This window comes from Streptomyces sp. GQ60, assembly GCF_059758875.1.
Window position 1 is genome coordinate 149,704 of sequence record NZ_JCAXEG010000009.1, and the last position, 22,862, is coordinate 172,565.

The window sequence follows — 22,862 nt, forward strand, 5'->3', positions numbered from 1 at the left end:
CAGGGGGCGGACCGGCCCGGCGCGGTTCGCGCCGTCAGTGATAGAAAGGGCTTCCTCCCACACCCGAAGCCGAAGGTATGCGCTGATGACCGAGCCGCCCCAGCCGCCGAACCAGCCGCCGAACCCTTCCGGTTACGGGCACCTCCCCGGGCCCCCGCAGCCCGGTTACGGGTTCCCGCCGCAGGGCGAGAACCCGTACGCGCAGCAGCCCCAGCCGCAGGGCCCGTACGGCCAGCAGCCGCCCGGCGGCTACGGCTTCCCGCCGCCGCCCCCGAACACGCCCCCCGGCGCACCCGGCATGCCGCCCGTGCCGCCCACCGGGCCGAAGAGCAAGGCGGCCGTGCTGATCGCGGCCGCCGTCGCCGGCGTGCTCGTCCTGGGCGCAGGCGGCTACTTCCTGCTCTCCGACGGCAAGGACAAGGACACCGGCGAGGTCGTCGGGCAGGACACCACGCCGCCCGCCGACGACAAGGCCTCGCCCTCTCCCTCCGTGGACAAGGGCGACGGCAGCGGCAACGGCGGTGAGGAGCAGCAGGACCTCAACGCCGGCCGCAAGCAGGGCGAGGACAAGGTCCTCTGGTTCAAGACCAGCAAGATCGACGGCCCCGGTTCGGGCGTCGACTCCAAGGGGCAGTGGATCGTCGGCGACACCGTCGTCAAGACCCTGTGGAAGTCGGTCACCGGCTACGGGGTCAAGGACGGCAAGGAGAAGTGGACCCTCACGCTCCCCGCCGTGATCTGCGGCGTCACCGACATGACCGCGGACGGCAAGACCGTCGTCATGTTCAAGAACGGCGAGTCCGACGGCGCCAAAGACTGCAACCAGATGCGGATGATCGACCTCAAGGCCGGCAAGGAGGGATGGACGAAGGAGGTCCCGAAGGAAGGGCTCTTCGACATCTTCACCAGCCCGGACCTGGCCCTCACCGGCGACGCCCTCGTCGTCAACCGGATGGGCACGAGCAGCGCGTTCAAGGTCAGCACCGGGGACAAGCTCTTCGACAACAAGCGGGAAGAGGGCTGCCAGCCCACCGACTTCGTCGCCATGAACGGCAAGATGATCTCGGTCGGGAGCTGCCAGGACGCCGACAAGACCGTCCAGGTCACGGACGCCGACCCGGCCACCGGCAAGAGCACCTGGATCTACAAGCTCCCCAAGGGTTTCGAGGTCAAGAACGTCTACTCGCTGGACCCGATCGTCCTCGACCTCGGCAAGAGCGCGGGCAAGGAGCGCTCCATCGTGGTCCTCGGACCCGACGGCAAGCAGCGCACCACGGTCTCCGGCGAAGGAAGCTTCCCGGTCGGCTGCGGCGGCCTGTTCAACCGCTCGCTCCAGAGCTGCGGTTCCTCCTACGTGGACGCGAACACGCTCTACCTGCCCACCAAGGCCGACATCGGCAAGCCGAACGAGATCGTCGCCTTCGACCTCGCCACCGGCAAGGTGAAGTGGCGCACCCCGGCCGGCGAGGGCCGCACCCTCACCCCGCTGAAGGCGGCGGGCGGCCAGGTCGTCGTCTACCGCGAGGCGGAGAGCGAGAAGGGCGGCGAGGTCCTCACGATCCCGGCCGGCGGCGGCACGCCCACCGCGGTCCTGCGCAACCCGTCCGGCGCCGCCGCCCCGGTGGAGAGCTCCTTCGTCGCCCCGAAGATGGACTACGTGGACGGCCGGCTCTTCGTCTCCGCCTCCCACCTGCAGGCCAAGAACCAGAGCGAGAAGTTCCTGATGGTCTTCGGCAAGTGAGCGACCGAACCGAGAACGAGCAGTCCGCCGAGCCGCCCACCGAGAGGCAGTAGCACCGATGAGTACCCCGCCGCCCCCCAGCCAGCCGCCCTCCGGCGGTTTCGGCGCGCCGCAGGACCCGCCGCCGGGCGGCTACGGCACGCCCCCGCCCGCCGCCCCGCCCGCACCCATGGCCAAGCCCCCGGCCGTGCCGGCCGGCCCCCCGCAGCCGCCGGCCCAGCCGCCGACGGTTCCGGCCGGGCAGCCCGCGTACGGCTACCCGCAGGAGCAGCCCTACGGCTACCCGCAGCAGCCGCAGCCCGTCACCGCGCCGATGTACGCGGCCCAGAGCCCGGCGGTCCCCGCCGGCGGCGGCAACGAGGTGCGCACCCAGCTGATGATCGTCGGCGCGGCCCTCCTGGCCATCGTCCTCATCGTCGGCGGCGGCTTCTGGTACGTCTCCGGCGAGGACGAGGGCCCGAGCAACCAGCCCGTGGCCGGCGGCAGCACGAGCCCCGGCGGCGACAAGGCCCCGGGCGGCGGCGGCACCGAGAAGGTCCCGGCCAAGACCAAGTCGAAGACGCTGGTCAACGTCCCGATGCCGGAGTCGGCCGAGATCGTCCAGATCCCGGGCTCCTGGCTCACCGACACCACCTACGCCAAGTCCGACATGGGCAAGGTCGTCGGCTACAACCTGACCGACGGCGCCAAGAAGTGGGAAGTCCCGCTCGGCGCCAACATCTGCGGCGCCAGCCGCTGGGTCTCCGACAACAAGACCGCGATCCTCTTCGACGAGGCCATGCCGACGGCCGAGAAGAAGTACCAGCCGTGCAACCAGGTCGGCGTCATCGACCTGAACACCGGCAAGCTCCTGTGGAAGGCCAACGCCAAGTCCCAGACCGGCGGGGACAAGCCGGTCACCTTCGGCGAGGTCACCGTCAGCGGCCAGACCGTCGCCGCGGGCGGCCTGAGCGGCGGCGGTGCCTGGAACCTCGCCGACGGCAAGCCCCTGTGGGCGCCCAAGACCGACGCGGACCGCTGTGCGGACCTCGGCTACGCGGGCGGTCCGGCCCTCGCCGTGATCCGCCGGTGCGGCCAGCACCCGAACTACGTGCTGTCCGCCCAGAGCCTCGACCCGGCCACCGGCGCGCCGAAGTCCTCGTACAAGCTCCCCCCGGGCCTCGACTTCGCCCAGATCGTCTCCACCAAGCCGCTGATCGTCGCGGCGGACGTCAACGACACCTCCAAGAACGCCTCGGGCGTCAGCGACCTCTTCGTCCTCGACGACGGGGGCCAGCTCAAGGCGCGCATCCCGCTCACCTCGGGCAACTACGACCCCGAGTGCGGGGCCACCGAGGTCGAGGACTGCACGCACATGGTCGTCGGCAACGGCAAGGTCTACATGCCGACCGAGGAGCACAAGGGCACGTCCGACTCCGGCCGCACCAACGAGATCGTCTCCTTCGACCTGGAGACCGGCAAGCTGACCACCGACCGCGCCGACGCCGGCGAGCGCCACACCGTGTTCCCGCTGCGCATGGACGGTTCCAACCTCATCGCCTACAAGGTCCCGCCCTACGACGGCGGCGGCCAGGTCGTCTCCATCGACGGCAAGACGATGAAGCAGACCGTCCTCATGCAGAACCCGGCGACCAAGGAATCCCAGCGCGCCGAGACCCAGTACGTGCCGGACGCCCACGAGTACCGCTACGGCAACGGGAAGCTCTTCATCGCCCGTGACGCCGTGAGCAGCAGGTCCTCCGCGTCCACCGACCCGTACTACACCTTCGTCTCCTTCACGACGGGCTGACCCGGCAGCGGCAGCCGCGCAGAACACCCGGAAAGCCCCGAAGCCCCCGGAAGGTCCGTCCTTCCGGGGGCTTCTGCGCGGTAACCGCACCGCGCCGTCGAACAAGCGTGTAGCTTGCCGGGGCAGAAGGGCGGGGGTGGGTGCCTCAATGGGCGTACGGGTCATGGTGGTCGACGAGCACCGGCTGCTGGCCGAGGCGCTCGCCTCGGCCCTGAAACTGCGCGGCCACCGGGTGCTGGCGGCCGCGGCCCCGGCCGCGGGCGCCGCCGAACTGGTCATCAGCCGCGCCCCGGAGGTCTGCCTGCTGGGCACCGCCACGCCCGCGGAGCCCGGGGTCTTCGAGCCGATCGTCCGGATCAAGCGGGAGCGTCCGCAGATCGCCGTGGTCGTGCTGGGCCCGGTGCCGAGCCCGCGCGGGATCGCCGCGGCCTTCGCGGCCGGCGCCTCGGGGTACGTGCGCCACGACGAGCGCATCGAGGGCGTGGAGCGGGCCCTGGCGAAGGCCCGGGCGGGGGAAGTCGCCATCGCGCCGCAGCTGTTGCAGGGAGCCTTCGCGGAGCTGCTCAACCCCGCCGCCCAGCCCGACGACGAGGGCAGCCGGCTGCTGCGACTGCTCACCCCGCGCGAGGTGGAGGTGCTGGTCCGGGTCGCCGAGGGCGAGGACACCCGGCTGATCGCGGCCGGCATGGCCATCGCGCCGAGCACCGCGCGCACGCACGTCCAGCGGGTGCTGATGAAGCTGGGCGTGGGCTCGCGGCTGGAGGCGGCCGCGCTGGCCGCCCGTACCGGGCTGCTGGACCGGGCCGGAGCGCCGTCGTCCGGGGTCGCCCGGCTCTGATCGGGGCCGCGGATTTCCCTGGTGGGCCGGATTGGGGTAAGCCGGTGCCCAGCACGTGGATTGCGCGTGCGTTCCCACGCGAGAGGCAGCAGGCACGTGAGCGAGACGGCGTCTTTCAAATACCTGGTCACCGGTGGAGCCGGATACGTGGGCGGGGTGGTCGCCGCGCACCTCCTGGAGGCGGGTCACGAGGTCACCGTCCTCGACGACCTCTCCACCGGCTTCCGTTCCGCAGTGCCCGCCGGCGCCGCGTTCATCGAGGGCCGCATCCAGGACGCCGCCGAGTACCTGGACCCCTCCTACGACGGCGTCCTGCACTTCGCGGCCTCCTCGCAGGTCGGCGAATCCGTGGTGAACCCCGGCAAGTACTGGGAGAACAACGTCGGCGGCACCATGGCCCTGCTGGCCGCGATGCGCGGGGCGGGCGTGCGCAGGCTGGTGTTCTCCTCCACCGCGGCCACCTACGGGGAGCCCGGCGACGGGCCGTTGACCGAGTCCTCGGTGACCGCCCCCACCAACCCCTACGGGGCCTCGAAGCTGGCCGTCGACCACATGATCGCGGGGGAGTGCGCGGCCCACGGCCTCGCGGCGGCCTCGCTGCGCTACTTCAACGTGGCCGGGGCGTACGGACAGTTCGGCGAGCTGCACGACCCCGAGACCCACCTGATCCCGCTGGTGCTGCAAGTGGCGCTCGGCGAGCGGGAGTCGATCTCCGTGTTCGGCGAGGACTACCCGACTCCGGACGGCACCTGCGTACGGGACTACATCCACGTCGCCGACCTGGCCGAGGCCCACCTGGCCGCGCTGCGGGTCGCGGTCGCAGGGGAGCACCTGGTGTGCAACCTCGGCAACGGCAACGGGTTTTCGGTCCGCGAGGTCATCGAGACGGTCCGCAAGGTCACCGGGAAGGAGATTCCCGAGGTGGTGGCTCCCCGCCGGGCCGGCGACCCGTCCTTCCTCGTCGCCTCCGCCCGCAGGGCCCACGAGCGCCTCGGCTGGACCCCGACCCGCTCGGACCTCACGGGCATCGTGACGGACGCCTGGAACTTCACCCGCGCCCGGCGCGGCTGATCCCCTCCGGCACCCCCGCCCGACCACGCCCCACCTCTGCTCTCACCGCGCCCCCGCCCCGACCAGGGCGGGGGCGCACGTGCGTTCCGGGCGCGCCCTCGCCGGGCGCTGCGCGCGGGCGCCCGGCGTGCGCACGCCGAGTGAAATACCCTCCGTGCAACTGCCCATGGCACACGACCGGCCGGAACGGGGCCTCCCCTCGGGCGAAGCAGGCGATTTCAAGCCACCCCGGGGCCCCCTCCGCAAGCGCCTCGCCGGAAAATCGCTCGGAAAACTTCTGCAATTCGGCCAACCACGAGCCGACCCCGGCCCTACGCTGATGCGTGACACCGGTGGGGGCCGGTGTTGATTCAGGGGTCGAGACAAGTCGGGTACGACGTCCGGTCCGGGGTAGTGCAGAGATGTCACGGCGGCGGCCGCGACGCCTGCGGATCACCCGGTCCGGGCGTCGTACCCGCAGCCGTCCGTTCCCCGACCCTTGGGGGTTTTGTGGTCCGTATCCGGGTACTCGTCGTCGACGATCACCGCATCTTCGCCGAATCTCTCGCCGCCGCGCTCGCGGCCGAACCGGACGTGGACGTCTCCGCGGCCGGCAGCGGCCCCGCAGCGCTGCGCTGCCTCGAACGCGCGGTGGCCGAGGGCCGCCGCTTCGACGTCATGCTGGTCGACTCCGACCTGGCCGCCGTCTCCGCCGGCGTCCCCGCGCAACGGGAGTCCGGCTCCGCCCCGCCCGCCGACGGGATCGCGCTGGTGGCAGGTGTTCGGGTCTCCCATCCCGGGGTCCGTACGGTCGTGCTCGCCGAGCGCGACGACGCCCGCCGGGCCGCCCTCGCGCTCCAGGCGGGGGCCTCGGGCTGGGTGGCCAAGGACTGCTCGCTCTCGCGGCTCCTGGCCGTCGTCCGGGGAGTGCTGCGCGAGGAGACGCACCTTCCGCCCGCGCTGCTCACCGGAGTGCTCCGCGAACTGACCGCGGCGCGCAAGCACCGTACCGACAGCGAACGGCTGGTGGAGTCCCTCACGCCCAGGGAACACGAGGTGCTGCGCTGCATGGTGGCGGGGCTGGGCCGCAAGGACGTGGCCGCGCGGCTGTTCCTCTCCCCGCACACCGTTCGCACCCACATGCAGAACGTGCTGGGCAAGCTGGGCGTGCACTCCACGCTCGCTGCGGTCGCCCTGGCCCGGCGGGCCGGCGTACGGCCCGCGGACCTGCCGGGACTGCCGGGGCCGGCACTGCCGGGGCCGGGACTAGCCGGGGATGTTGTCGAACGGAGCGGTCAACTGGCGTAGCAGGCCCGCGAGATCGCCGCGCTGCGTCCGCGAGAGCTGGGCCAAGATCGCCCGTTCCTGGGCCAGCAGCCCGGCGAGCGCCTGGTCGGCGCGGTCGCGGCCCTCGGGGCTGAGGCGCACCAGGACCCCGCGGCGGTCGTTGGGGTCCGGCAGCCGTTCGACGAGGCCCTTCTTGGCGAGCCGGTCGATGCGGTTGGTCATGGTCCCGGAGGTCACCAGGGTCTGCGTCAGCAACTGGCCGGGGGAGAGCTGGTAGGGCGCGCCGGCCCGCCGCAGCGAGGTCAGGACGTCGAACTCCCAGGGCTCCAGGCCGTGCTCGGAGAAGGCGAGCCGGCGGGCGCGGTCGAGGTGCCGCGCGAGCCTGCTGACGCGGCTGAGCACCTCGAGTGGTTCCACGTCGAGGTCAGGGCGTTCCCGCCGCCATGCCGCGACCAGTCGGTCGACCTCGTCCTCCATGCGGATCAGTGTAAAGGGTCTGTCGACGTGAAGTCTCTTTAAATCGAGCATCTCGATGTCAAGTATCTTGACATCGAGATATATTTTTCGCCACCATGGGGCATGGAGGGGGCCGGAGCAGCTTCCGTTTCCGACCGCACCGCCAGCAAGGAGGCTCGAACATGCATTCCGATACCGCGCCGGCCAGGATTCCGGCGTCGACCACGAGCACGGCGCCCCCGACATCCGCGTCCCCCACGCATGACGCCCCCATCGCTCCCACGGCCCCCACCTGGGACCCGCAGCAGTACCTCCGGCACGCCGGCCACCGGGCCAGGCCCTTCCTCGACCTTCTGGCCCGCATACCCGAGCTCCCCTCCGGAGCCGCCCGCATCGCCGACCTCGGCTGCGGACCGGGCAACGTCACCGCGCTCATCGCGGACCGCTGGCCGGAGGCCCACATCACCGGCTACGACCTCTCCCCGGAGATGCTCCACCGCGCCGACGCCGAGTACGCCGGACCCACCGCCGGCGGCGGCAGGCTCGACTTCCGCCACGGAAACCTCGCCGACTGGCTTCCGGAGGAGCCCTTTGACCTGATCGTCTCCAACGCCGCCTTCCAGTGGGTCCCCGGCCACGCCGGGTCCTTCTCCCCCTGGATCAACGGACTGCGCCCCGGCGGCACCTTCGCCTTCCAGATCCCCGGCAACTTCACCGCCCCCAGCCACCGGATCCTCGCCGAGCTGTGCGACGCCCCGCGCTGGCGGGCCCGGCTCGCCGGGCACGGAGCCCGCTACATCCACATCCTCGAACCCTCCCAATACCTGGAGCGCTTCACCGAACTCGGCTGCGCCGCCGACGTGTGGGAGACCACCTACCACCAGCTGCTCCAAGGCCCCGACCCGGTACTGGACTGGGTCAAGGGCACCGCCCTGCGGCCGGTGCTCACCGCGCTGGCCGACGACGAGGAGGCCGCCGAGGCCCTCCTCGCCGAGTACCGCGCCCTGCTCCGCGAGGCCTACCCGATGGGCCCCCGCGGCACCGTCTTCCCGTTCCGCCGGATCTTCGCCGTCGCCCGCAGGGAGGCCTGACCGGGCCCCACCCCCTGGCGTACGGCCCCGCACGGCCGGCCCAGCACCACACGACGGCGCCCCGCCACCGGAATCCGGTGACGGGGCGCCGTCGTACACGCGCGGTACGGGCTCACTTCTTGCGGTGGCCCACCAGCCGCGGCTTGGCCTCCAGGTTCTCCAGGCCGTGCCAGGACAGGTTCACCAGGTGCGCCGCGACCTCGGCCTTCTTCGGCTGGCGCGTCTCCAGCCACCACTGCCCGGTCAGCGCGACCATCCCGACCAGCGCCTGGGCGTACAGCGGGGCCAGCTTCGGGTCGAAGCCGCGGGCCTTGAACTCCAGGCCCAGGATGTCCTCCACCTGCGTGGCGATATCACTGATCAGCGAGGCGAAGGTGCCCGTCGACTGGGCCACGGGGGAGTCCCGGACCAGGATCCGGAAACCGTCCGTGTAGTTCTCGATGTAGTCCAGCAGCGCGAACGCCGCCTGTTCCAGCAGCTCCCGCGGGTGCCCGGCCGTCAGCGCGCCCGTCACCCCGTCCAGCAGTTGGCGCATCTCCCGGTCCACGACGACCGCGTAGAGGCCCTCCTTGCCGCCGAAGTGCTCGTAGACCACCGGCTTGGAGACTCCGGCCTTGGCCGCGATCTCCTCCACCGACGTGCCCTCGAACCCCTTCTCGGCGAACAGGGTGCGGCCGATGTCCAGCAGTTGCTGACGCCGTTCGACGCCCGTCATCCGGACCCGGCGGCTGCGCCTGGGCTTCTCGCTGCTGGAACTGCTGCCGTCGTTTCCCACGCCCCCCATCATGCCGCGTTCGACACTTCTTCCTTGCGCCGGGCGTCGATGCGGGCCTCGGACGGCCAGCGGACGTCGGACGCCCAGCCCAGCCGTTCGAACCAGCGGATCAGCCGCGCACTGGAGTCGACCTGGCCGCGCAGCACACCGTGCCGGGCGGAGGTCGGGTCGGCGTGGTGCAGGTTGTGCCACGACTCGCCGCAGGACAGCACCGCCAGCCACCACACGTTGCCGGAGCGGTCGCGCGACTTGAACGGGCGCTTGCCCACCGCGTGGCAGATCGAGTTGATCGACCACGTCACGTGGTGCAGCAGCGCGACCCGCACCAGGGAGCCCCAGAAGAACGCCGTGAAGGCGCCCCACCACGACATCGTCACCAGACCGCCCACCAGCGGCGGCAGCGCCAGCGAGAACATCGTCCAGAAGATGAAGTCGCGCGAGATGCGGCGGATCGCCGGGTCCTTGATCAGGTCCGGGGCGTACTTCTGCTGATCGGTCTGCTCCTCGTCGAAGAGCCATCCGATGTGCGCCCACCACAGGCCCTTCATCAGGGCCGGCACCGTCTCGCCGAAGCGCCACGGCGAATGCGGGTCGCCCTCGTGGTCGGAGTACTTGTGGTGCTTGCGGTGGTCGGCCACCCAGCGCACCAGGGGCCCCTCGACCGCCATCGAGCCCATGACCGCCAGGGCGATGCGCAGCGGCCGCTTCGCCTTGAAGGAGCCGTGCGTGAAGTAGCGGTGGAAGCCGATGGTGATGCCGTGGCACGCCAGGAAGTACATGAAGACCATCAGCCCCACGTCCAGCCAGCTCACCCCCCAGCCCCAGGCGAGCGGGAGCGCCACCAGCAGGGCGAGGAAGGGGACGGTGATGAACAGCAGCAGCGCGATCTGCTCTACGGACCGCTTGTTCTCACCGCCGAGGGTCGCGGACGGCGCGGACGCGCCGCAAGACGCCGAGGCGTCCTCGATCACGTCGGGACTGATGGTCATAGGTGTGTCCCCTGAGGGTGAGGGAGTCGGCAGGCGCGCCGCCCGGCCTCGCGTCCCTACGGGCGCGTAACCTACGGCAACGTAAGTATGGCAAAGGTCCCCCGCGGGGCAAGGGGAGCACGCCCGCCGTCCGGGTGCACGGGCCCGGCCCGCGGGGCCGCCGTCCCGCCTGGTGACACACGGACCTGGTCACCGGTACGGGCCACCTATCCTGGTGTCGTCGGACAGCGCGGTCCGCACGGGCAGCCCGAGCTGCGCATCAGGAGCGGTGGCACCGCCGGACCCAGGTCCGGGCGGGCACCACCGCGCGCATTCCGGGGCCCACCTCCCAGTAGCGCTCGAAACACTGCAAGGAGCCGCACCTGTGAGCAGTGCCGACCAGGCCCACTCGACCACCGCCGCCGCGACGTCCCCCGCCGGCGCCGCCAACGCCGAGCTGCGCGCGGACATCCGCCGCCTCGGCGACCTCCTCGGCGAGACCCTCGTACGCCAGGAGGGCCAGGACCTCCTCGACCTGGTCGAACGCGTCCGGGCCCTCACCCGCACCGACGGCATCGCGGCCGCCGAGCTGCTCGGCGACACCGACCTGGAGACCGCCGCCAAGCTGGTGCGCGCCTTCTCCACCTACTTCCACCTCGCCAACGTCACCGAGCAGGTGCACCGCGGCAAGGAGCTGCGCGCCCACCGCGCCGCCGAGGGCGGCCTGCTGGCCCGCACGGCCGACATGCTCAAGGACGCGGACCCCGAGCACCTGCGCCAGACGGTCAAGAACCTCAACGTCCGCCCGGTCTTCACCGCGCACCCCACCGAGGCGGCCCGCCGCAGCGTCCTGAACAAGCTGCGCCGCATCGCGGCCCTCCTGGAGGAGCCCGTCGCGGGCGCCGGCGAGCGCCGCCGCCACGACCTGCGCCTCGCGGAGAACATCGACCTCGTCTGGCAGACCGACGAGCTGCGCGTGGTCCGCCCGGAGCCCGCCGACGAGGCCCGCAACGCGATCTACTACCTCGACGAGCTGCACGCCGGCGCCGTCGGCGACGTCCTCGAAGACCTCGCCGCCGAGCTCCAGCGCGTGGGCATCGAGATCCCGGCCGGCACCCGCCCGCTCACCTTCGGCACCTGGATCGGCGGCGACCGCGACGGCAACCCCAACGTCACCCCCGACGTGACCCGGGACGTGCTGATCCTCCAGCACGAGCACGGCATCACCGACGCCCTGGAACTCATCGACTTCCTGCGCGGACTGCTGTCGAACTCCATCCGCTACACCGGTGCCACCGAGGAACTCCTCACCTCCCTCCAGGCCGACCTGGAGCGCCTCCCCGAGATCAGCCCGCGCTACAAGCGGCTGAACGCCGAGGAGCCGTACCGCCTGAAGGCCACCTGCATCCGGCAGAAGCTCCTCAACACCCGCGAGCGCCTCGCCAAGGGCATCCCGCACGAGGAGGGCCGCGACTACCTCGGCACCGCCGAGCTGCTCACCGACCTCACCCTCATCCAGACCTCCCTGCGCGAGCACCGAGGCGCGCTCTTCGCCGACGGCCGCATGGACCGCACCATCCGCACGCTGGCCGCGTTCGGCCTCCAGCTCGCCACGATGGACGTACGCGAGCACGCGGACGCCCACCACCACGCGCTGGGCCAGCTCTTCGACCGGCTCGGCGAGGAGTCCTGGCGCTACGCGGACATGCCCCGCGACTACCGCGGCCGCCTCCTGGCCAAGGAGCTGCGCTCGCGCCGCCCGCTGGCGCCCACCCCGGCCCCGCTCGACGCGGCCGGCCAGAAGACCCTCGGCGTGTTCGGCGCCATCAAGGACGCCTTCGAGAAGTTCGGCCCCGAGGTCATCGAGTCCTACATCATCTCGATGTGCCAGGGCGCCGACGACGTCTTCGCCGCCGCCGTCCTCGCCCGCGAGGCCGGCCTCATCGACCTGCACGGCGGCTGGGCCAAGATCGGCATCGTCCCGCTCCTGGAGACCACCGACGAGCTCAAGGCCGCCGACGTCATCCTCGACGAGATGCTCGCCGACCCCTCCTACCGGCGCCTCGTCTCCCTGCGCGGCGACGTGCAGGAGGTCATGCTCGGCTACTCCGACTCCTCCAAGTTCGGCGGCATCACGACCTCCCAGTGGGAGATCCACCGCGCCCAGCGCCGGCTGCGCGACGTGGCCCACCGCTACGGCGTCCGGCTGCGCCTCTTCCACGGCCGCGGCGGAACCGTCGGCCGTGGCGGCGGCCCCTCGCACGACGCGATCCTCGCGCAGCCCTGGGGCACCCTGGAGGGCGAGATCAAGGTCACCGAGCAGGGCGAGGTCATCTCCGACAAGTACCTCGTGCCCTCGCTGGCCCGCGAGAACCTGGAGCTGACCGTCGCGGCCACCCTCCAGGCCTCCGCCCTGCACACCGCCCCGCGCCAGTCCGACGAGGACCTGGCCCGCTGGGACGCGGCCATGGACACCGTCTCGGACGCCGCGCACGACGCGTACCGCGCGCTCGTCGAGGACCCGGACCTGCCGGCGTACTTCTTCGCCGCCACCCCCGTGGACCAGCTCGCCGACCTGCACCTGGGCTCGCGCCCCTCGCGCCGCCCCGACTCCGGCGCGGGCCTCGACGGACTGCGCGCCATCCCGTGGGTGTTCGGCTGGACCCAGTCCCGCCAGATCGTCCCCGGCTGGTACGGCGTCGGCTCGGGCCTGAAGGCCCTGCGCGAGGCCGGCCAGGGCGACGCGCTGGCCGAGATGGGCGAGCGCTGGCACTTCTTCCGCAACTTCCTGTCCAACGTCGAGATGACGCTGGCCAAGACGGACCTGCGGATCGCCCGCCACTACGTCGACACCCTGGTGCCCGACGAGCTCAAGCACGTCTTCGCCCGCATCGAGGCCGAGCACGAGCTGACCGTCCGCGAGGTCCTGCGGATCACCGGGGGCGAGAAGCTCCTCGACTCCAACCCGGTCCTCCAGCAGACCTTCTCGGTCCGCGACGCCTACCTGGACCCGATCTCCTACCTCCAGGTCTCCCTGCTGGCCCGCCAGCGCGCGGCCGCCGAGCGCGGCGAGGAGGCGGACCCGATCCTGTCCCGGGCGCTGCTCCTCACCGTCAACGGCGTCGCGGCCGGCCTGCGCAACACCGGCTGAGGTTCCGTACGGCACGGCGGAGGGCCCGCACACCGGAGACGGTGTGCGGGCCCTCCGCCGTGCCGGCTGTTGGCCGTGCTAGCTGTTGGCCGTGCCGGCTGTTGGCCGTGCTAGCTGTTGTACGTGGACTGCGCGCGCTCCAGGCCCTCCTGGATGAGGCATTCCACGGCGTCCGCCGAACGGTCGACGAACCAGTCCAGCTCCTTGCGCTCCGTGGAGGAGAAGTCCTTCAGCACGAAGTCGGCGACCTGCATCCGGCCGGGCGGGCGGCCGATGCCGCAGCGCACCCGGTGGTAGTCGGGGCCCATCGACTTGGTCATCGACTTGAGGCCGTTGTGGCCGTTGTCCCCGCCGCCCAGCTTCAGCCGCAGCGTCGGGTAGTCGATGTCCAGCTCGTCGTGGACCGCGATGATCCGGTCCAGCGGCACCTTGTAGAAGTCCCGCAGCGCCGTCACCGGGCCGCCGGACAGGTTCATGAACGACATGGGCTTGGCCAGCACCACGCGCCGGTTCGCCGGTCCCGGCGGGCCCATCCGGCCCTCGACCACCTGCGCGCGGGCCTTGTGCGCCTTGAACTTGCCGCGCATCCGCTCCGCCAGCAGGTCGGCCACCATGAAACCGATGTTGTGGCGGTTGCCCGCGTACTCCGCACCCGGGTTCCCGAGACCCACGATCAGCCAGGGCGCCGCGTCGTCCGACATCAAAAGCTCCTTCTACGAAGACGACCGCCGTCCCGCTCCAGTGGAGCCGGACGGCGGTCGTTCAGCAAGTGCTGAGGGGAAGGGGCGAGGCTCAGGCCTCGGTGCCCGCACCCTCGGCGGCCGGCTCCTCGGTCGACGCGCCGATGACCTGCAGGACGGCGATGTCGCCGTCGACGGCCAGGGTGGTGCCCGCCGGGAGGACCAGGTCCTTGGCGGTGATGGTGGCACCGGCCTCCAGGCCCGCGATCGAGACGGTGACCTCGGTCGGGATGTGCGTGGCCTCGGCCTCGACGGAGATGGTGTTCTGGAGGGTCTCCAGCATGTTGCCGCCCGGGGCCAGCTCGCCCTCGGTGACGATCGCGACGTCGACGGTGACCTTCTCGCCCTTCTTGACGATCAGGAAGTCGACGTGCGAGATCGAACGCTTCAGCGGGTGCTTCTGAACGGCCTTCGGGATGACCAGCTCGGTGCCGGCGCCCTCGATGTCCAGGGAGAGCAGGACGTTCGGGGTGCGCAGCGCCAGCTGGAGCGCGTGGGCGTCCACGTTGACGTGCTTCGGGTCGGTGCCGTGGCCGTAGATGACCGCGGGGGTCAGGGCGTCACGACGGGCCTGACGGGCGGAACCCTTGCCGAAGTTCTCGCGGACCTTCGCGGAAAGCTTGATCTCGGACATGCTCACTCCTCGTGGGGTGACGGAAATGGACGACAGTCACCCGGCCGGAACACGGCCTGCTACGAAGAGCGCGTCGATAACGGAGCATCCATACCCGCGGAAAACAGGTACGGCCTCCCTCGCCGAGCAACTCAAGGAGTGTACCCGGCGGGGAGGCCGTACCCAAAAATGATCTGACCCACAGGAGTCAGCACGGTGCGGACGTGCTTACTGCTGCTCTTCGAACAGGCTGGTGACCGAGCCGTCCTCGAAGACCTCGCGCACGGCGCGGGCGATCATCGGGGCGATGGAGAGCACCGTGATCTTGTCGAGCTCCAGGTCGGACGGGTCCGGCAGGGTGTTCGTGAACACGAACTCGCTGACCTTGGAGTTCTTCAGGCGGTCGGCGGCCGGGCCCGACAGGATGCCGTGCGTGGCTGTCACGATGACGTCCTCCGCGCCGTGCGCGAAGAGCGCGTCGGCTGCGGCGCAGATGGTGCCGCCCGTGTCGATCATGTCGTCGACCAGGACGCAGACGCGGCCCTTGACCTCACCGACGACCTCGTGGACGGTCACCTGGTTGGCGACGTCCTTGTCGCGGCGCTTGTGCACGATCGCCAGGGGGGCGTCCAGGCGGTCGCACCAGCGGTCGGCGACGCGTACGCGGCCGGCGTCCGGGGAGACGATCGTCAGCTTGGAGCGGTCGACCTTGGCGCCGACGTAGTCCGCGAGGACCGACAGGGCCGAAAGGTGGTCGACCGGGCCGTCGAAGAAGCCCTGGATCTGGTCGGTGTGCAGGTCGACCGTGAGGATGCGGTCCGCACCCGCGGTCTTCAGCAGGTCCGCGACCAGGCGGGCCGAGATCGGCTCGCGGCCCTTGTGCTTCTTGTCCTGGCGGGCGTACCCGTAGGACGGGACGATCACGGTGATGGAGCGTGCCGACGCGCGCTTGAGCGCGTCGATCATGATCAGCTGCTCCATGATCCACTTGTTGATCGGAGCCGTGTGGCTCTGGATCAGGAAGCAGTCCGCGCCACGCGCCGACTCCTGGAAGCGGACGTAGATCTCGCCGTTCGCGAAGTCGAAAGCCTTGGTCGGCACGAGGGCGACACCGAGCTGGTGCGCGACCTCCTCGGCCAGCTCGGGGTGGGCGCGGCCGGAGAAGAGCATCAGCTTCTTCTCGCCGGTCGTCTTGATCCCGGTCACAGCACTGTCTCCTCAGACGTGGGAAAGCTGCTCGCCCCCATGTGCGTCCGTCCCGCACACGGTGAGCCAGCCGAATTGCGTTCACGTATCACGGTACGCGCTCTCGGGCGTAGCCGTTTCCGGTCAGTTCACCTCAGCGTTCGGCGGAGTCCTCGTGGACCGCCGACTGGGCCGCTGTGGCGGCGGCGCTTCCCGGACGCTTGCGGGCCACCCAGCCCTCGATATTCCGCTGCTGGCCGCGGGCCACGGCCAGGGCGCCGGGCGGCACGTCCTTCGTGATCACGGAGCCGGCGGCCGTGTAGGCGCCGTCCCCGATGGTGACGGGAGCCACAAACATGTTGTCCGAACCCGTCTTGCAGTGTGAGCCGACGGTCGTGTGGTGCTTGTGCTCACCGTCGTAGTTCACGAACACGCTGGCCGCGCCGATGTTCGTGTACTCGCCGATCGTGGCGTCGCCGACGTAGGACAGGTGCGGAACCTTGGTGCCCTCGCCGATCGTGGCGTTCTTCATCTCCACGTACGTGCCGGCCTTGGCCTTCGGGCCCAGGTTGGTGCCCGGGCGCAGGTACGCGAAGGGGCCGACGCTCGCCGCCGCGCCGACGACGGCGGTGTCCGCCACCGTGTTGTCCACCCGGGCGCCCGCACCGACGTGCGTGTCCTTCAGGCGGGTGTTGGGGCCGACCTCGGCCCGCTCGGCGATGTGCGTGGTGCCGAGGAGCTGGGTGCCGGGGTGCACGATCGCGTCCTGGCCGAAAGTCACCGTCACGTCGACGAGCGTGCTCGCCGGGTCGACGATCGTCACGCCGGCGAGCATGGCGCGCTCCAGCAGGCGGGCGTTCAGCAGTGCGCGGGCCTCGGCGAGCTGGACCCGGTTGTTGATCCCGAGGATCTGCCGGTGGTCCGCGCCCACGGCCGCGCCGACGCGGTGGCCGGCCTCGCGCAGGATGCCGAGCACGTCGGTGAGGTACTCCTCGCCCTGGCTGTTGTCCGTGCGGACCTTGCCGAGGGCGTCGGCGAGGAGGGTGCCGTCGAAGGCGAAGACGCCGGAGTTGATCTCGCGGATGGCGCGCTGGGCGTCGGTGGCGTCCTTGTGCTCGACGATGGCGGTGACCGCCCCGTCGGCGCCGCGGACGATCCGGCCGTACCCGGTGGAGTCGGGGACTTCGGCGGTCAGCACGGTGACGGCATTGCCGTCGGCCTCGTGCGTGGCCGTCAGTGAGGCCAGGGTCTCGCCGGTCAGCAGCGGGGTGTCGCCGCAGACGACGACCACGGTGCCGGCGGGCCGGTCGCCCAGCTCTTCGAGGGCCATCCGGACGGCGTGCCCGGTGCCGTTCTGCTCGTACTGGACCGCGGTGCGGACGTCGGCGTCGATCGCGGCGAGGTGCGCGGTGACCTGCTCGCGGGCGTGCCCGACGACGACGACGAGGTGGGTGGGATCCAGCTCGCGGGAGGCGGCGACGACGTGACCGACGAGCGAACGCCCGCCGATCTCGTGCAGAACCTTGGGTGTGGCCGACTTCATGCGGGTGCCTTCACCCGCTGCGAGTACGACGACGGCTGCCGGGCGGTTGGCGCTCACGGGTGTGCCCTTCGGCTTCGGGTGGTGGACCCGTGAAGGATACCGGGGGGTTTGAGGCCCTAAACGAGGGTGGGTCCCGACTGCGAAAGTCAGGACCCGAAGTTCAGCAGTCGTGCGGTGTGAGCTCCCGGAGAAGGATTCGAACCCTCATTCAATGGACCAAAACCATTTGTCCTGCCCTTAGACGATCCGGGATGGTTCGCCGTCTATGTCCGATTTTTCGGATCGAACTGCGATGCAGCCCCTACTATGCCGCACCACCACCCTTCGATGCGACGGTACAGACCGGCGCTTTGAAGCACACGTACCGCTAGGCAACCGTGGTAGCTCTCGCCGGTGTTCTTCCGGATGGTTTTCGGGTTGTGCCGCTTGAGTGTCGTCTTGAGGAACTGCTTCGGTGGTACCCCTGCGAGTTCGACCCAGAATGTCTCCGCGCCGGCGACGTCGGCCGTTTCGTGGATCGTCACGGCGAACCGCAGGTGCTCGTCTTTCACGCCGAGGAGGCGTAGCCAGGCGAGGTAGGTGCTCACCATGCCGGGGTCGCTGTTCACGAAGATCGCACGCTCGCGGCGGTCGTATGACTTGTCCTTGCTGCCCTCGGACCAGTAGAGGCTGACGCCCACCAGGAAGAGTTCACGTTCCGAGAGGTGGCCGATCTCGGCGGCCGCATCCAGCTTGACCTGGCGGCGTTCCTGGTCCCGGATCTCCAGTGTTCGTTCCCAGCCTCGCCGGGCGATGGCCGAGGACTCCTCCGTGGTGCGGCGCCGTTCCGGCTTCGGAAGGTCACGGACCCAGAGGGAGATGGAGCTCTTCGAGCAGCCGAGCTCGACCTGGATCTCGTCGTACGTCATGCCCTGGAGGCGGAGCTCGCGGGCGCGGTCGCGGAGGTCGTCCTTCGCGTTCGGGCGCTTCGTCCACTCAGGTGGAGGCTCTCCCTTCACCAGGCTGTTGATGTTGTTGTTGTGGATGCTCAGGCGGTCGCGGATCTGGCGCAGGCTGAGGCCCTCCCGGCGCAGGGCGATCGCCTGTTCGCGGAGGGATTCGTAGGTCGCGGTCCCGCTGCGGAGGCCGCCGGTGCCGTCGCCGGGGCGTCGGTTGATATCGGTCATGTCGCCAATGTCGTCCGGAATGCGGGATTCAGGTCTCGCTCAGCGGGCTATTCAGTCGTACGTGCGGTTACCGCTGGTTTGCGGGAATTTCAGGCGGCTGTGTGCTGGAGGCCCTGCGTAGGCTTGTCGGCATGACCAGTACGGGGGAAGAGCAGGGAGAGGCGGGGGCCGGGCGGGACGGGCCCCTGTGGTGGGAGCGGCGCAGGTCGGCCGTGTTGGACGTGGGGCTCGGCGCGGTGTCCGCCGTCGAGTGCGGGGTGGAGGGTGTGGGGTTCGCGCGCGAGGCCGGGATCCCGGTCTTCGCCGGGGTGTTCGTCGGACTGCTGGTGGGGTCCGTGCTCGTGCTGCGGCGGCGCTCGCCGATCGTCGTGGTGCTGGTCGGCATCGCGGTGTCGCCGGCGGCCATGGGGTTCCTGCTCGGGTTCGTCGGGCTGTACACGCTGGCCGCCTCCGAGGTCCCCCGCCGGATCACCGCGACCCTGGCGTCGATGTCGCTGGCCGCGACCTTCGTGGTGATGTACATGCGCACCCGGGCCGACCCCGAGGTCACCCTCACCCTCGTCATCACCCTGTCCGTGTTCGTAGCGGTGGCGCTGACCGTGCCGCCGGTGCTGCTCGGGCTGTACACGGCGGCCCGCAGACGGCTGATGGAGAGCCTGCAGGAGCGGGCCGACTCGCTGGAGCGGGAGCTGTCGCTGCTCGCGGACCGGGCTGAGGAGCGGGCCGAGTGGGCCCGTACGGAAGAGCGGACCCGGATCGCACGGGAGATGCACGACGTCGTGGCGCACCGGGTGTCGCTCATGGTGGTGCACGCGGCCGCGCTCCAGGCGATCGCCGCCAAGGACCCGGCGAAGGCGGCGAAGAACGCCGCGCTGGTCGGTGACATGGGACGGCAGGCGCTGACGGAGCTGCGGGAGATGCTCGGCGTGCTCCGCGCGGAGGCGCCGAAGCCGGCGGCGGTGATGGCGCCGGTGGCGCTGGTCGGAAGCTTCGACGACGGGCCGACGCTGGGCGAGCTGGAGGCGCTGGTCGGACAGTCGCGGGCGGCCGGGATGTCCGTGCAGCTGGATGTGCGCGGTGCGTGCGCCGCGTACGCGGCGGAGGTGGAGCAGACCGCCTACCGGGTGGTGCAGGAGGCGCTGACCAACTGCCACAAGCACGCCGCGGGCGCACGGGTCGTCGTACGCCTGGCGCACCGGGAGGGGGAGGTGGCCATGCAGGTGGAGAACGGCCCCTGCGACGGCAAGGCGGCCGAGCCGGGACTGCCGAGCGGCGGGAACGGCCTGGTCGGGATGCGTGAGCGGGTGCTCGGACTGGGCGGGGTGTTCGTGTCCGGCCCGACGGACGAGGGCGGCTTCAAGGTCTCGGCGGTCCTGCCGAGCGAGCGGAAGAGGGGATAGCGGGGATGGCCGGGATGAGGGTGGGCTGGGATCCGGTGGCGGAGCTGACGGACGAGGACCGGAAGCTGTTCCAGGGGCGGTGGGCGAAGCGGCTGTGGCTGAACGTGCCGGGGCCCTTCTACACGGGTGAGACGGACACGTGCTGGACCGGACGGCTGAACGCGCCCGGCAACGTGATGTACGCGGCGAGCTCCGAGGGCACCCTCGAATACGTGTTCCGGCAGCCCCGGAGTCCGGGCGAGGTCCGCCAGGTGGTGGACGCGGCCGACGAGGAGCCCTTCCAGGAGTACGCGTACGACGGGGACCGCTGGTGGACCCCGGAGACGGTGCGCGGCTGGTGGGCCGGGCGGGGGCGGGTCGAAGAGCACCTGGAGCTCACGCTGGCCGAGTACGGGGACAGCGTCCATCCCGCCGACCGGGACGCCGCCGTGGGGGCGCGGGACTTCCGGGCGTACCTGGAGGGCGGGCTCGCCGCCGATCTGCGGGCGTACCTCTTCCGGCTGGAGGAGGGCCGCTACCCCGGGGACGGGGAGCGGCTTCCGGAGCTGGGCGGCTGAAGCGGTCAGCCCTGGCCCGTCGTCAGGCGTCTAGCCCGTGGTCAGGCGGGTCGGCTGGAGGCCGGTGAGGAGGAGGGCGAGGGCCTCGTCGAGGCTCGCGCCGAGGTACCAGTCGCCGGTGTGGTCCACGCAGTAGACCCGGCCCTCGCGGTCCAGGGCGAGGTGGGAGCCGCCGCCGGCCTGCTCGGTGTCGGCCTCGACACCGAGCGGGCAGAGCTGGGTGGAGAGGGCGCGGCCGAGGTCCGCGAAGGTGCGGGCGAGGTGGAGGCCCGTCAGCGGGTCCAGGTGGATGGCGGTGGGCGCGATCTGGCGGCCCGGGCCGGGGGCGCTGATGGTGAGGTTCCCGAACTCCGCCCAGGCCTCGACGGCGGCCGGGAAGACGGTGTGCCGGTGCCCGGCGGGGGTGGTGTGGTCGCGCAGGGCGTCGGCCCAGTACTCGGCCTGTTTGATGTCCCAGCGGCCCGGCTCCCAGCCGGCGGTGCGCAGGGCGGCGTCCACGGCGACGGGGAAGCGGGTGGCCGAGGAGCGGGCGTACGAAGCGGAGGTCGTGGTCATGGCGGCTACTCGGGGTGGGTGAGGTCGACGGGGCGTACGCCGAAGTGGGCGAGGAGGGCCTCGCAGGAGCGGCAGGGAGGTGCGTAGCTGCCGTGGAGCGGGTCGCCGTCCTCGCGGATGCGGCGCGCGGTGATCTTGGAGTGCTTCAGCGAGCGGCGGGCCTCGCTGGGCGTGAGGGGCTTGCGCGAGGCGCGCTTGCTGCGGGCGCCCTCGACGGTCGCGAGGTGGCGGGAGAGCAGGATCGCCTCCGGGCACCGGCCGGTGAAACGCTCGCGCTGGCCGCTCGTGAGGGTGTCGAGGAAATCCTGTACGAGGGCGTGCAGTACCGGCGGCAGGTCGGCCTTGCCGGCGGTGCCGGTCAGGGTCTCGCCGCGTACGGACAGGGCGGCGGCCACGGTCGGCAGGATCCCGTCGCGGCGGAAGCGGAGCGTGGGCACGGCGGGGCGGCCGTCCCCGCCGCCGCCCCAGCGCAGCCGGGGGTCGCCGGCGCCCTGGTCGGCCGCGGCGCGGGCCTGTGCCGGGACGGCCGCCGGGTCACCGGATCCCGTGGGTCCGGCGGGGCCCGCCGGGCCGAGGGCGTCCGCGGGTCCCGCGGATCTCCGGGCTCCCGCGCCTCCTGAGTGGGCGTCGGCCGCGTCTGTACGTGTTGCCGTGTTCTGCATGGCTGCGCTTTCCCTCCCGTGGCCGCGGTGCTGACCGCTGTCGCGCACGCCCCCGTGCCGTGGGGACAGCCTGTCAAATGTCCCGTGGCATGTGGAAGCTGGGTCGAATATTCGTATCAATTCGGATCTTCCCGGCCGTCCCGCGGGGTCCCCGCACACGGGCGGGTGACGCCCTTGCCGGAGCACATAGGCTGTGGTGAACCAGCCAGATCCAGCAGGGGGCTACCGCCATGACGACAGGTCGGCTCGGGCATCAGGCCGCGCCACCCAACGCCGCTTATTCGGGGCAGGTCGTGCATTTCCCGGACCCCGTCCGGGCCGCGCGCCATCCCCACGGGGTCCGCATCGACGCGAACGGACACCCCGACTTCGCGCTGTACGCGCGCGCGGCCGTCGAGATCGCCGAGCCCCCGGAGGGCTTCGGCGTGGACGAGCTGCGCCTGACCGACTGCGTGTCCGCGAACGCGGCCATGCGGGCCACCGGTCACGAACTGTGGGACACGGTCGGCCCGGTGTCGACCCCGCACGGCTGGACCTGGCACCACGTGTCCGGCACCCGCCGGATGGAGCTGGTCCCGGTCGAGGTGAAGTCGCTGCTGAGGCACCACGCCGGTCTGGCGACGGCGGCGGTGGACCACGGCAAGCGCGGAACGCGGCCGTTGCAGGAGGTGCGCCCGGTGCACCTGGGGCTGCCCAAGACGGTGGTCTCGGTGTCCGAGCAGCAGGTCCAGGGCGTCGAGGAGGACCTCGGCTACCGGCTCCCGGAGGCGTACCGCTCCTTCCTGAAGGCGGCGGGCGGCTGCGCGCCGGTGGGCACGGGGCTCGACGTGGAGCTGGGGCTGCTGGTGGACCAGCCGTTCTTCACGGTGCGCGAGGAGGCGGCGGTCAACGACCTCGTCTACGTCAACAAGTGTCTGCGGGACCACCTGACGAAGGACTACCTGTGCGTGGCCTTCGCGCAGGGCGGGCTCCTCGCGGTGAAGGTGCGCGGGGAGGGGATCGGCTCGGTCTGGTTCTCCCCGTTCGACGATGCGCGCGACCAGGACGGCTGGTCCGTGCAGGAACGCGTGGAGCGGTTGCTGCTGCCGTGCGGTACGGATTTCGACGCCTTCCTGGAGCGGCTGGCGGGCAACCCGCCGGAACTGGAAACGGTGGCCGGTCTGATGGTGGACGGCGGATTCGCACGCTCGGTTCCCGTGACGGGTCCGGGCGCGGGTGCGGGTTCGGCCGCTGGTTCGATTCCGGGTTCGGTTCCGGGTGCCGGGCCGGCCGCGGCACCGGTGGAGGGGTGACGG

The 22,862-nt window shown here is 71.3% G+C and carries 20 protein-coding genes and 1 tRNA gene; 10 read left to right on the plus strand and 11 right to left on the minus strand.

What is annotated here, in order from left to right:
• Positions 1-85 precede the first annotated feature (85 nt).
• The 5 genes from AC6CKD_RS23200 to AC6CKD_RS23220 all read left to right on the plus strand — a co-directional run bounded on the left by AC6CKD_RS23200 (position 86) and on the right by AC6CKD_RS23220 (position 6,726).
• Positions 86-1,741 (plus strand): outer membrane protein assembly factor BamB family protein, encoded by a 1,656-nt coding sequence (locus AC6CKD_RS23200; protein WP_498329549.1) that lies wholly within the window; start codon positions 86-88, stop codon positions 1,739-1,741.
• Positions 1,742-1,799: 58 nt separating this feature from the next.
• Positions 1,800-3,530 carry an outer membrane protein assembly factor BamB family protein gene (locus tag AC6CKD_RS23205; RefSeq protein ID WP_498329551.1) on the plus strand — a complete coding sequence of 577 codons (1,731 nt, stop codon included), beginning with the start codon at positions 1,800-1,802 and terminating at the stop codon, positions 3,528-3,530.
• Positions 3,531-3,678: 148 nt separating this feature from the next.
• Positions 3,679-4,368, plus strand: a complete 690-nt coding sequence (locus AC6CKD_RS23210; protein WP_498329724.1) for a response regulator transcription factor — start codon at positions 3,679-3,681, stop codon at positions 4,366-4,368.
• A gap of 96 nt (positions 4,369-4,464) precedes the next feature.
• Positions 4,465-5,439 carry a UDP-glucose 4-epimerase GalE gene (gene galE / locus AC6CKD_RS23215; RefSeq protein ID WP_498329552.1) on the plus strand — a complete coding sequence of 325 codons (975 nt, stop codon included), beginning with the start codon at positions 4,465-4,467 and terminating at the stop codon, positions 5,437-5,439.
• Positions 5,440-5,928: 489 nt separating this feature from the next.
• Complete coding sequence (locus AC6CKD_RS23220; RefSeq protein ID WP_498329554.1) at positions 5,929-6,726, plus strand: response regulator transcription factor; 798 nt, start codon at positions 5,929-5,931, stop codon at positions 6,724-6,726.
• Here the strand turns inward: AC6CKD_RS23220 and AC6CKD_RS23225 are convergent.
• Positions 6,685-7,182, minus strand: a complete 498-nt coding sequence (locus AC6CKD_RS23225) for a MarR family winged helix-turn-helix transcriptional regulator (protein ID WP_243335294.1) — start codon at positions 7,180-7,182, stop codon at positions 6,685-6,687. The two genes, AC6CKD_RS23220 and AC6CKD_RS23225, sit on opposite strands and share 42 nt — an antisense overlap.
• A gap of 161 nt (positions 7,183-7,343) precedes the next feature.
• Between AC6CKD_RS23225 and AC6CKD_RS23230 the strand changes: the two genes are divergently transcribed.
• The gene (locus AC6CKD_RS23230) at positions 7,344-8,252 is read left to right on the plus strand and encodes a trans-aconitate 2-methyltransferase (RefSeq protein WP_498329556.1); all 909 of its coding nucleotides are present in this window, start codon (positions 7,344-7,346) and stop codon (positions 8,250-8,252) included.
• A gap of 112 nt (positions 8,253-8,364) precedes the next feature.
• On the opposite strand, the gene AC6CKD_RS23235 is transcribed toward AC6CKD_RS23230, so the two are convergent.
• Both AC6CKD_RS23235 and AC6CKD_RS23240 read right to left on the minus strand, forming a co-directional pair.
• Positions 8,365-9,036 (minus strand): TetR family transcriptional regulator, encoded by a 672-nt coding sequence (locus AC6CKD_RS23235; protein ID WP_498329726.1) that lies wholly within the window; start codon positions 9,034-9,036, stop codon positions 8,365-8,367.
• Positions 9,036-10,016, minus strand: a complete 981-nt coding sequence (locus tag AC6CKD_RS23240; protein WP_498329558.1) for an acyl-CoA desaturase — start codon at positions 10,014-10,016, stop codon at positions 9,036-9,038. The genes AC6CKD_RS23235 and AC6CKD_RS23240 overlap by 1 nt, the downstream gene beginning before the upstream one ends.
• A gap of 364 nt (positions 10,017-10,380) precedes the next feature.
• Between AC6CKD_RS23240 and ppc the strand changes: the two genes are divergently transcribed.
• Positions 10,381-13,146 carry a phosphoenolpyruvate carboxylase gene (gene ppc, locus AC6CKD_RS23245; protein ID WP_498329559.1) on the plus strand — a complete coding sequence of 922 codons (2,766 nt, stop codon included), beginning with the start codon at positions 10,381-10,383 and terminating at the stop codon, positions 13,144-13,146.
• Between the two features lie 110 nt (positions 13,147-13,256).
• Here the strand turns inward: ppc and pth are convergent, their stop codons facing one another.
• The 6 genes from pth to AC6CKD_RS23275 form a co-directional block, all read right to left on the minus strand.
• The gene (gene pth, locus AC6CKD_RS23250; RefSeq protein ID WP_243335281.1) at positions 13,257-13,847 is read right to left on the minus strand and encodes an aminoacyl-tRNA hydrolase; all 591 of its coding nucleotides are present in this window, start codon (positions 13,845-13,847) and stop codon (positions 13,257-13,259) included.
• A gap of 91 nt (positions 13,848-13,938) precedes the next feature.
• Entirely contained in the window at positions 13,939-14,520 is a 582-nt protein-coding gene (locus AC6CKD_RS23255; protein WP_498329561.1) for a 50S ribosomal protein L25/general stress protein Ctc, read from the minus strand.
• 207 nt (positions 14,521-14,727) lie between these two features.
• Complete coding sequence (locus tag AC6CKD_RS23260; RefSeq protein WP_498329562.1) at positions 14,728-15,705, minus strand: ribose-phosphate diphosphokinase; 978 nt, start codon at positions 15,703-15,705, stop codon at positions 14,728-14,730.
• 133 nt (positions 15,706-15,838) lie between these two features.
• The gene (glmU, locus tag AC6CKD_RS23265) at positions 15,839-17,284 is read right to left on the minus strand and encodes a bifunctional UDP-N-acetylglucosamine diphosphorylase/glucosamine-1-phosphate N-acetyltransferase GlmU (RefSeq protein ID WP_498329563.1); all 1,446 of its coding nucleotides are present in this window, start codon (positions 17,282-17,284) and stop codon (positions 15,839-15,841) included.
• Between the two features lie 124 nt (positions 17,285-17,408).
• A tRNA-Gln gene (locus tag AC6CKD_RS23270) sits at positions 17,409-17,479 on the minus strand.
• A gap of 11 nt (positions 17,480-17,490) precedes the next feature.
• Positions 17,491-18,393 (minus strand): hypothetical protein, encoded by a 903-nt coding sequence (locus tag AC6CKD_RS23275; RefSeq protein ID WP_498329565.1) that lies wholly within the window; start codon positions 18,391-18,393, stop codon positions 17,491-17,493.
• A 131-nt stretch (positions 18,394-18,524) separates the two neighbouring features.
• Here AC6CKD_RS23275 and AC6CKD_RS23280 point away from each other — a divergent pair, with 131 nt between their 5' ends.
• Together AC6CKD_RS23280 and AC6CKD_RS23285 are read left to right on the plus strand one after the other, a co-directional pair.
• Positions 18,525-19,793 carry a sensor histidine kinase gene (locus AC6CKD_RS23280; protein ID WP_498329567.1) on the plus strand — a complete coding sequence of 423 codons (1,269 nt, stop codon included), beginning with the start codon at positions 18,525-18,527 and terminating at the stop codon, positions 19,791-19,793.
• A gap of 5 nt (positions 19,794-19,798) precedes the next feature.
• Entirely contained in the window at positions 19,799-20,350 is a 552-nt protein-coding gene (locus AC6CKD_RS23285) for a hypothetical protein (protein ID WP_498329569.1), read from the plus strand.
• A 30-nt stretch (positions 20,351-20,380) separates the two neighbouring features.
• On the opposite strand, the gene AC6CKD_RS23290 is transcribed toward AC6CKD_RS23285, so the two are convergent.
• Both AC6CKD_RS23290 and AC6CKD_RS23295 read right to left on the minus strand, forming a co-directional pair.
• Entirely contained in the window at positions 20,381-20,905 is a 525-nt protein-coding gene (locus AC6CKD_RS23290) for an SUKH-3 domain-containing protein (RefSeq protein WP_498329571.1), read from the minus strand.
• Positions 20,906-20,910: 5 nt separating this feature from the next.
• Entirely contained in the window at positions 20,911-21,567 is a 657-nt protein-coding gene (locus AC6CKD_RS23295; RefSeq protein WP_498329573.1) for a YwqJ-related putative deaminase, read from the minus strand.
• A 230-nt stretch (positions 21,568-21,797) separates the two neighbouring features.
• Here AC6CKD_RS23295 and AC6CKD_RS23300 point away from each other — a divergent pair, with 230 nt between their 5' ends.
• Complete coding sequence (locus AC6CKD_RS23300) at positions 21,798-22,859, plus strand: SMI1/KNR4 family protein (protein ID WP_498329575.1); 1,062 nt, start codon at positions 21,798-21,800, stop codon at positions 22,857-22,859.
• Positions 22,860-22,862: the final 3 nt, after the last annotated feature.

What these genes read in the sequence shown, in the direction of transcription:
- AC6CKD_RS23200 (WP_498329549.1), top strand. Translation starts at nt 86, where the DNA reads ATGACCGAGCCGCCCCAGCCGCCGAACCAGCCGCCGAACCCTTCCGGT.
- AC6CKD_RS23205 (WP_498329551.1), top strand. Translation starts at nt 1,800, where the DNA reads ATGAGTACCCCGCCGCCCCCCAGCCAGCCGCCCTCCGGCGGTTTCGGC.
- AC6CKD_RS23210 (WP_498329724.1), top strand. Translation starts at nt 3,679, where the DNA reads ATGGGCGTACGGGTCATGGTGGTCGACGAGCACCGGCTGCTGGCCGAG.
- AC6CKD_RS23225 (WP_243335294.1), bottom strand. Translation starts at nt 7,182, where the DNA reads ATGGAGGACGAGGTCGACCGACTGGTCGCGGCATGGCGGCGGGAACGC.
- AC6CKD_RS23230 (WP_498329556.1), top strand. Translation starts at nt 7,344, where the DNA reads ATGCATTCCGATACCGCGCCGGCCAGGATTCCGGCGTCGACCACGAGC.
- AC6CKD_RS23235 (WP_498329726.1), bottom strand. Translation starts at nt 9,036, where the DNA reads ATGGGGGGCGTGGGAAACGACGGCAGCAGTTCCAGCAGCGAGAAGCCC.
- AC6CKD_RS23240 (WP_498329558.1), bottom strand. Translation starts at nt 10,016, where the DNA reads ATGACCATCAGTCCCGACGTGATCGAGGACGCCTCGGCGTCTTGCGGC.
- pth (WP_243335281.1), bottom strand. Translation starts at nt 13,847, where the DNA reads ATGTCGGACGACGCGGCGCCCTGGCTGATCGTGGGTCTCGGGAACCCG.
- AC6CKD_RS23255 (WP_498329561.1), bottom strand. Translation starts at nt 14,520, where the DNA reads ATGTCCGAGATCAAGCTTTCCGCGAAGGTCCGCGAGAACTTCGGCAAG.
- AC6CKD_RS23275 (WP_498329565.1), bottom strand. Translation starts at nt 18,393, where the DNA reads ATGACCGATATCAACCGACGCCCCGGCGACGGCACCGGCGGCCTCCGC.
- AC6CKD_RS23280 (WP_498329567.1), top strand. Translation starts at nt 18,525, where the DNA reads ATGACCAGTACGGGGGAAGAGCAGGGAGAGGCGGGGGCCGGGCGGGAC.
- AC6CKD_RS23285 (WP_498329569.1), top strand. Translation starts at nt 19,799, where the DNA reads ATGGCCGGGATGAGGGTGGGCTGGGATCCGGTGGCGGAGCTGACGGAC.
- AC6CKD_RS23290 (WP_498329571.1), bottom strand. Translation starts at nt 20,905, where the DNA reads ATGACCACGACCTCCGCTTCGTACGCCCGCTCCTCGGCCACCCGCTTC.
- AC6CKD_RS23295 (WP_498329573.1), bottom strand. Translation starts at nt 21,567, where the DNA reads ATGCAGAACACGGCAACACGTACAGACGCGGCCGACGCCCACTCAGGA.
- AC6CKD_RS23300 (WP_498329575.1), top strand. Translation starts at nt 21,798, where the DNA reads ATGACGACAGGTCGGCTCGGGCATCAGGCCGCGCCACCCAACGCCGCT.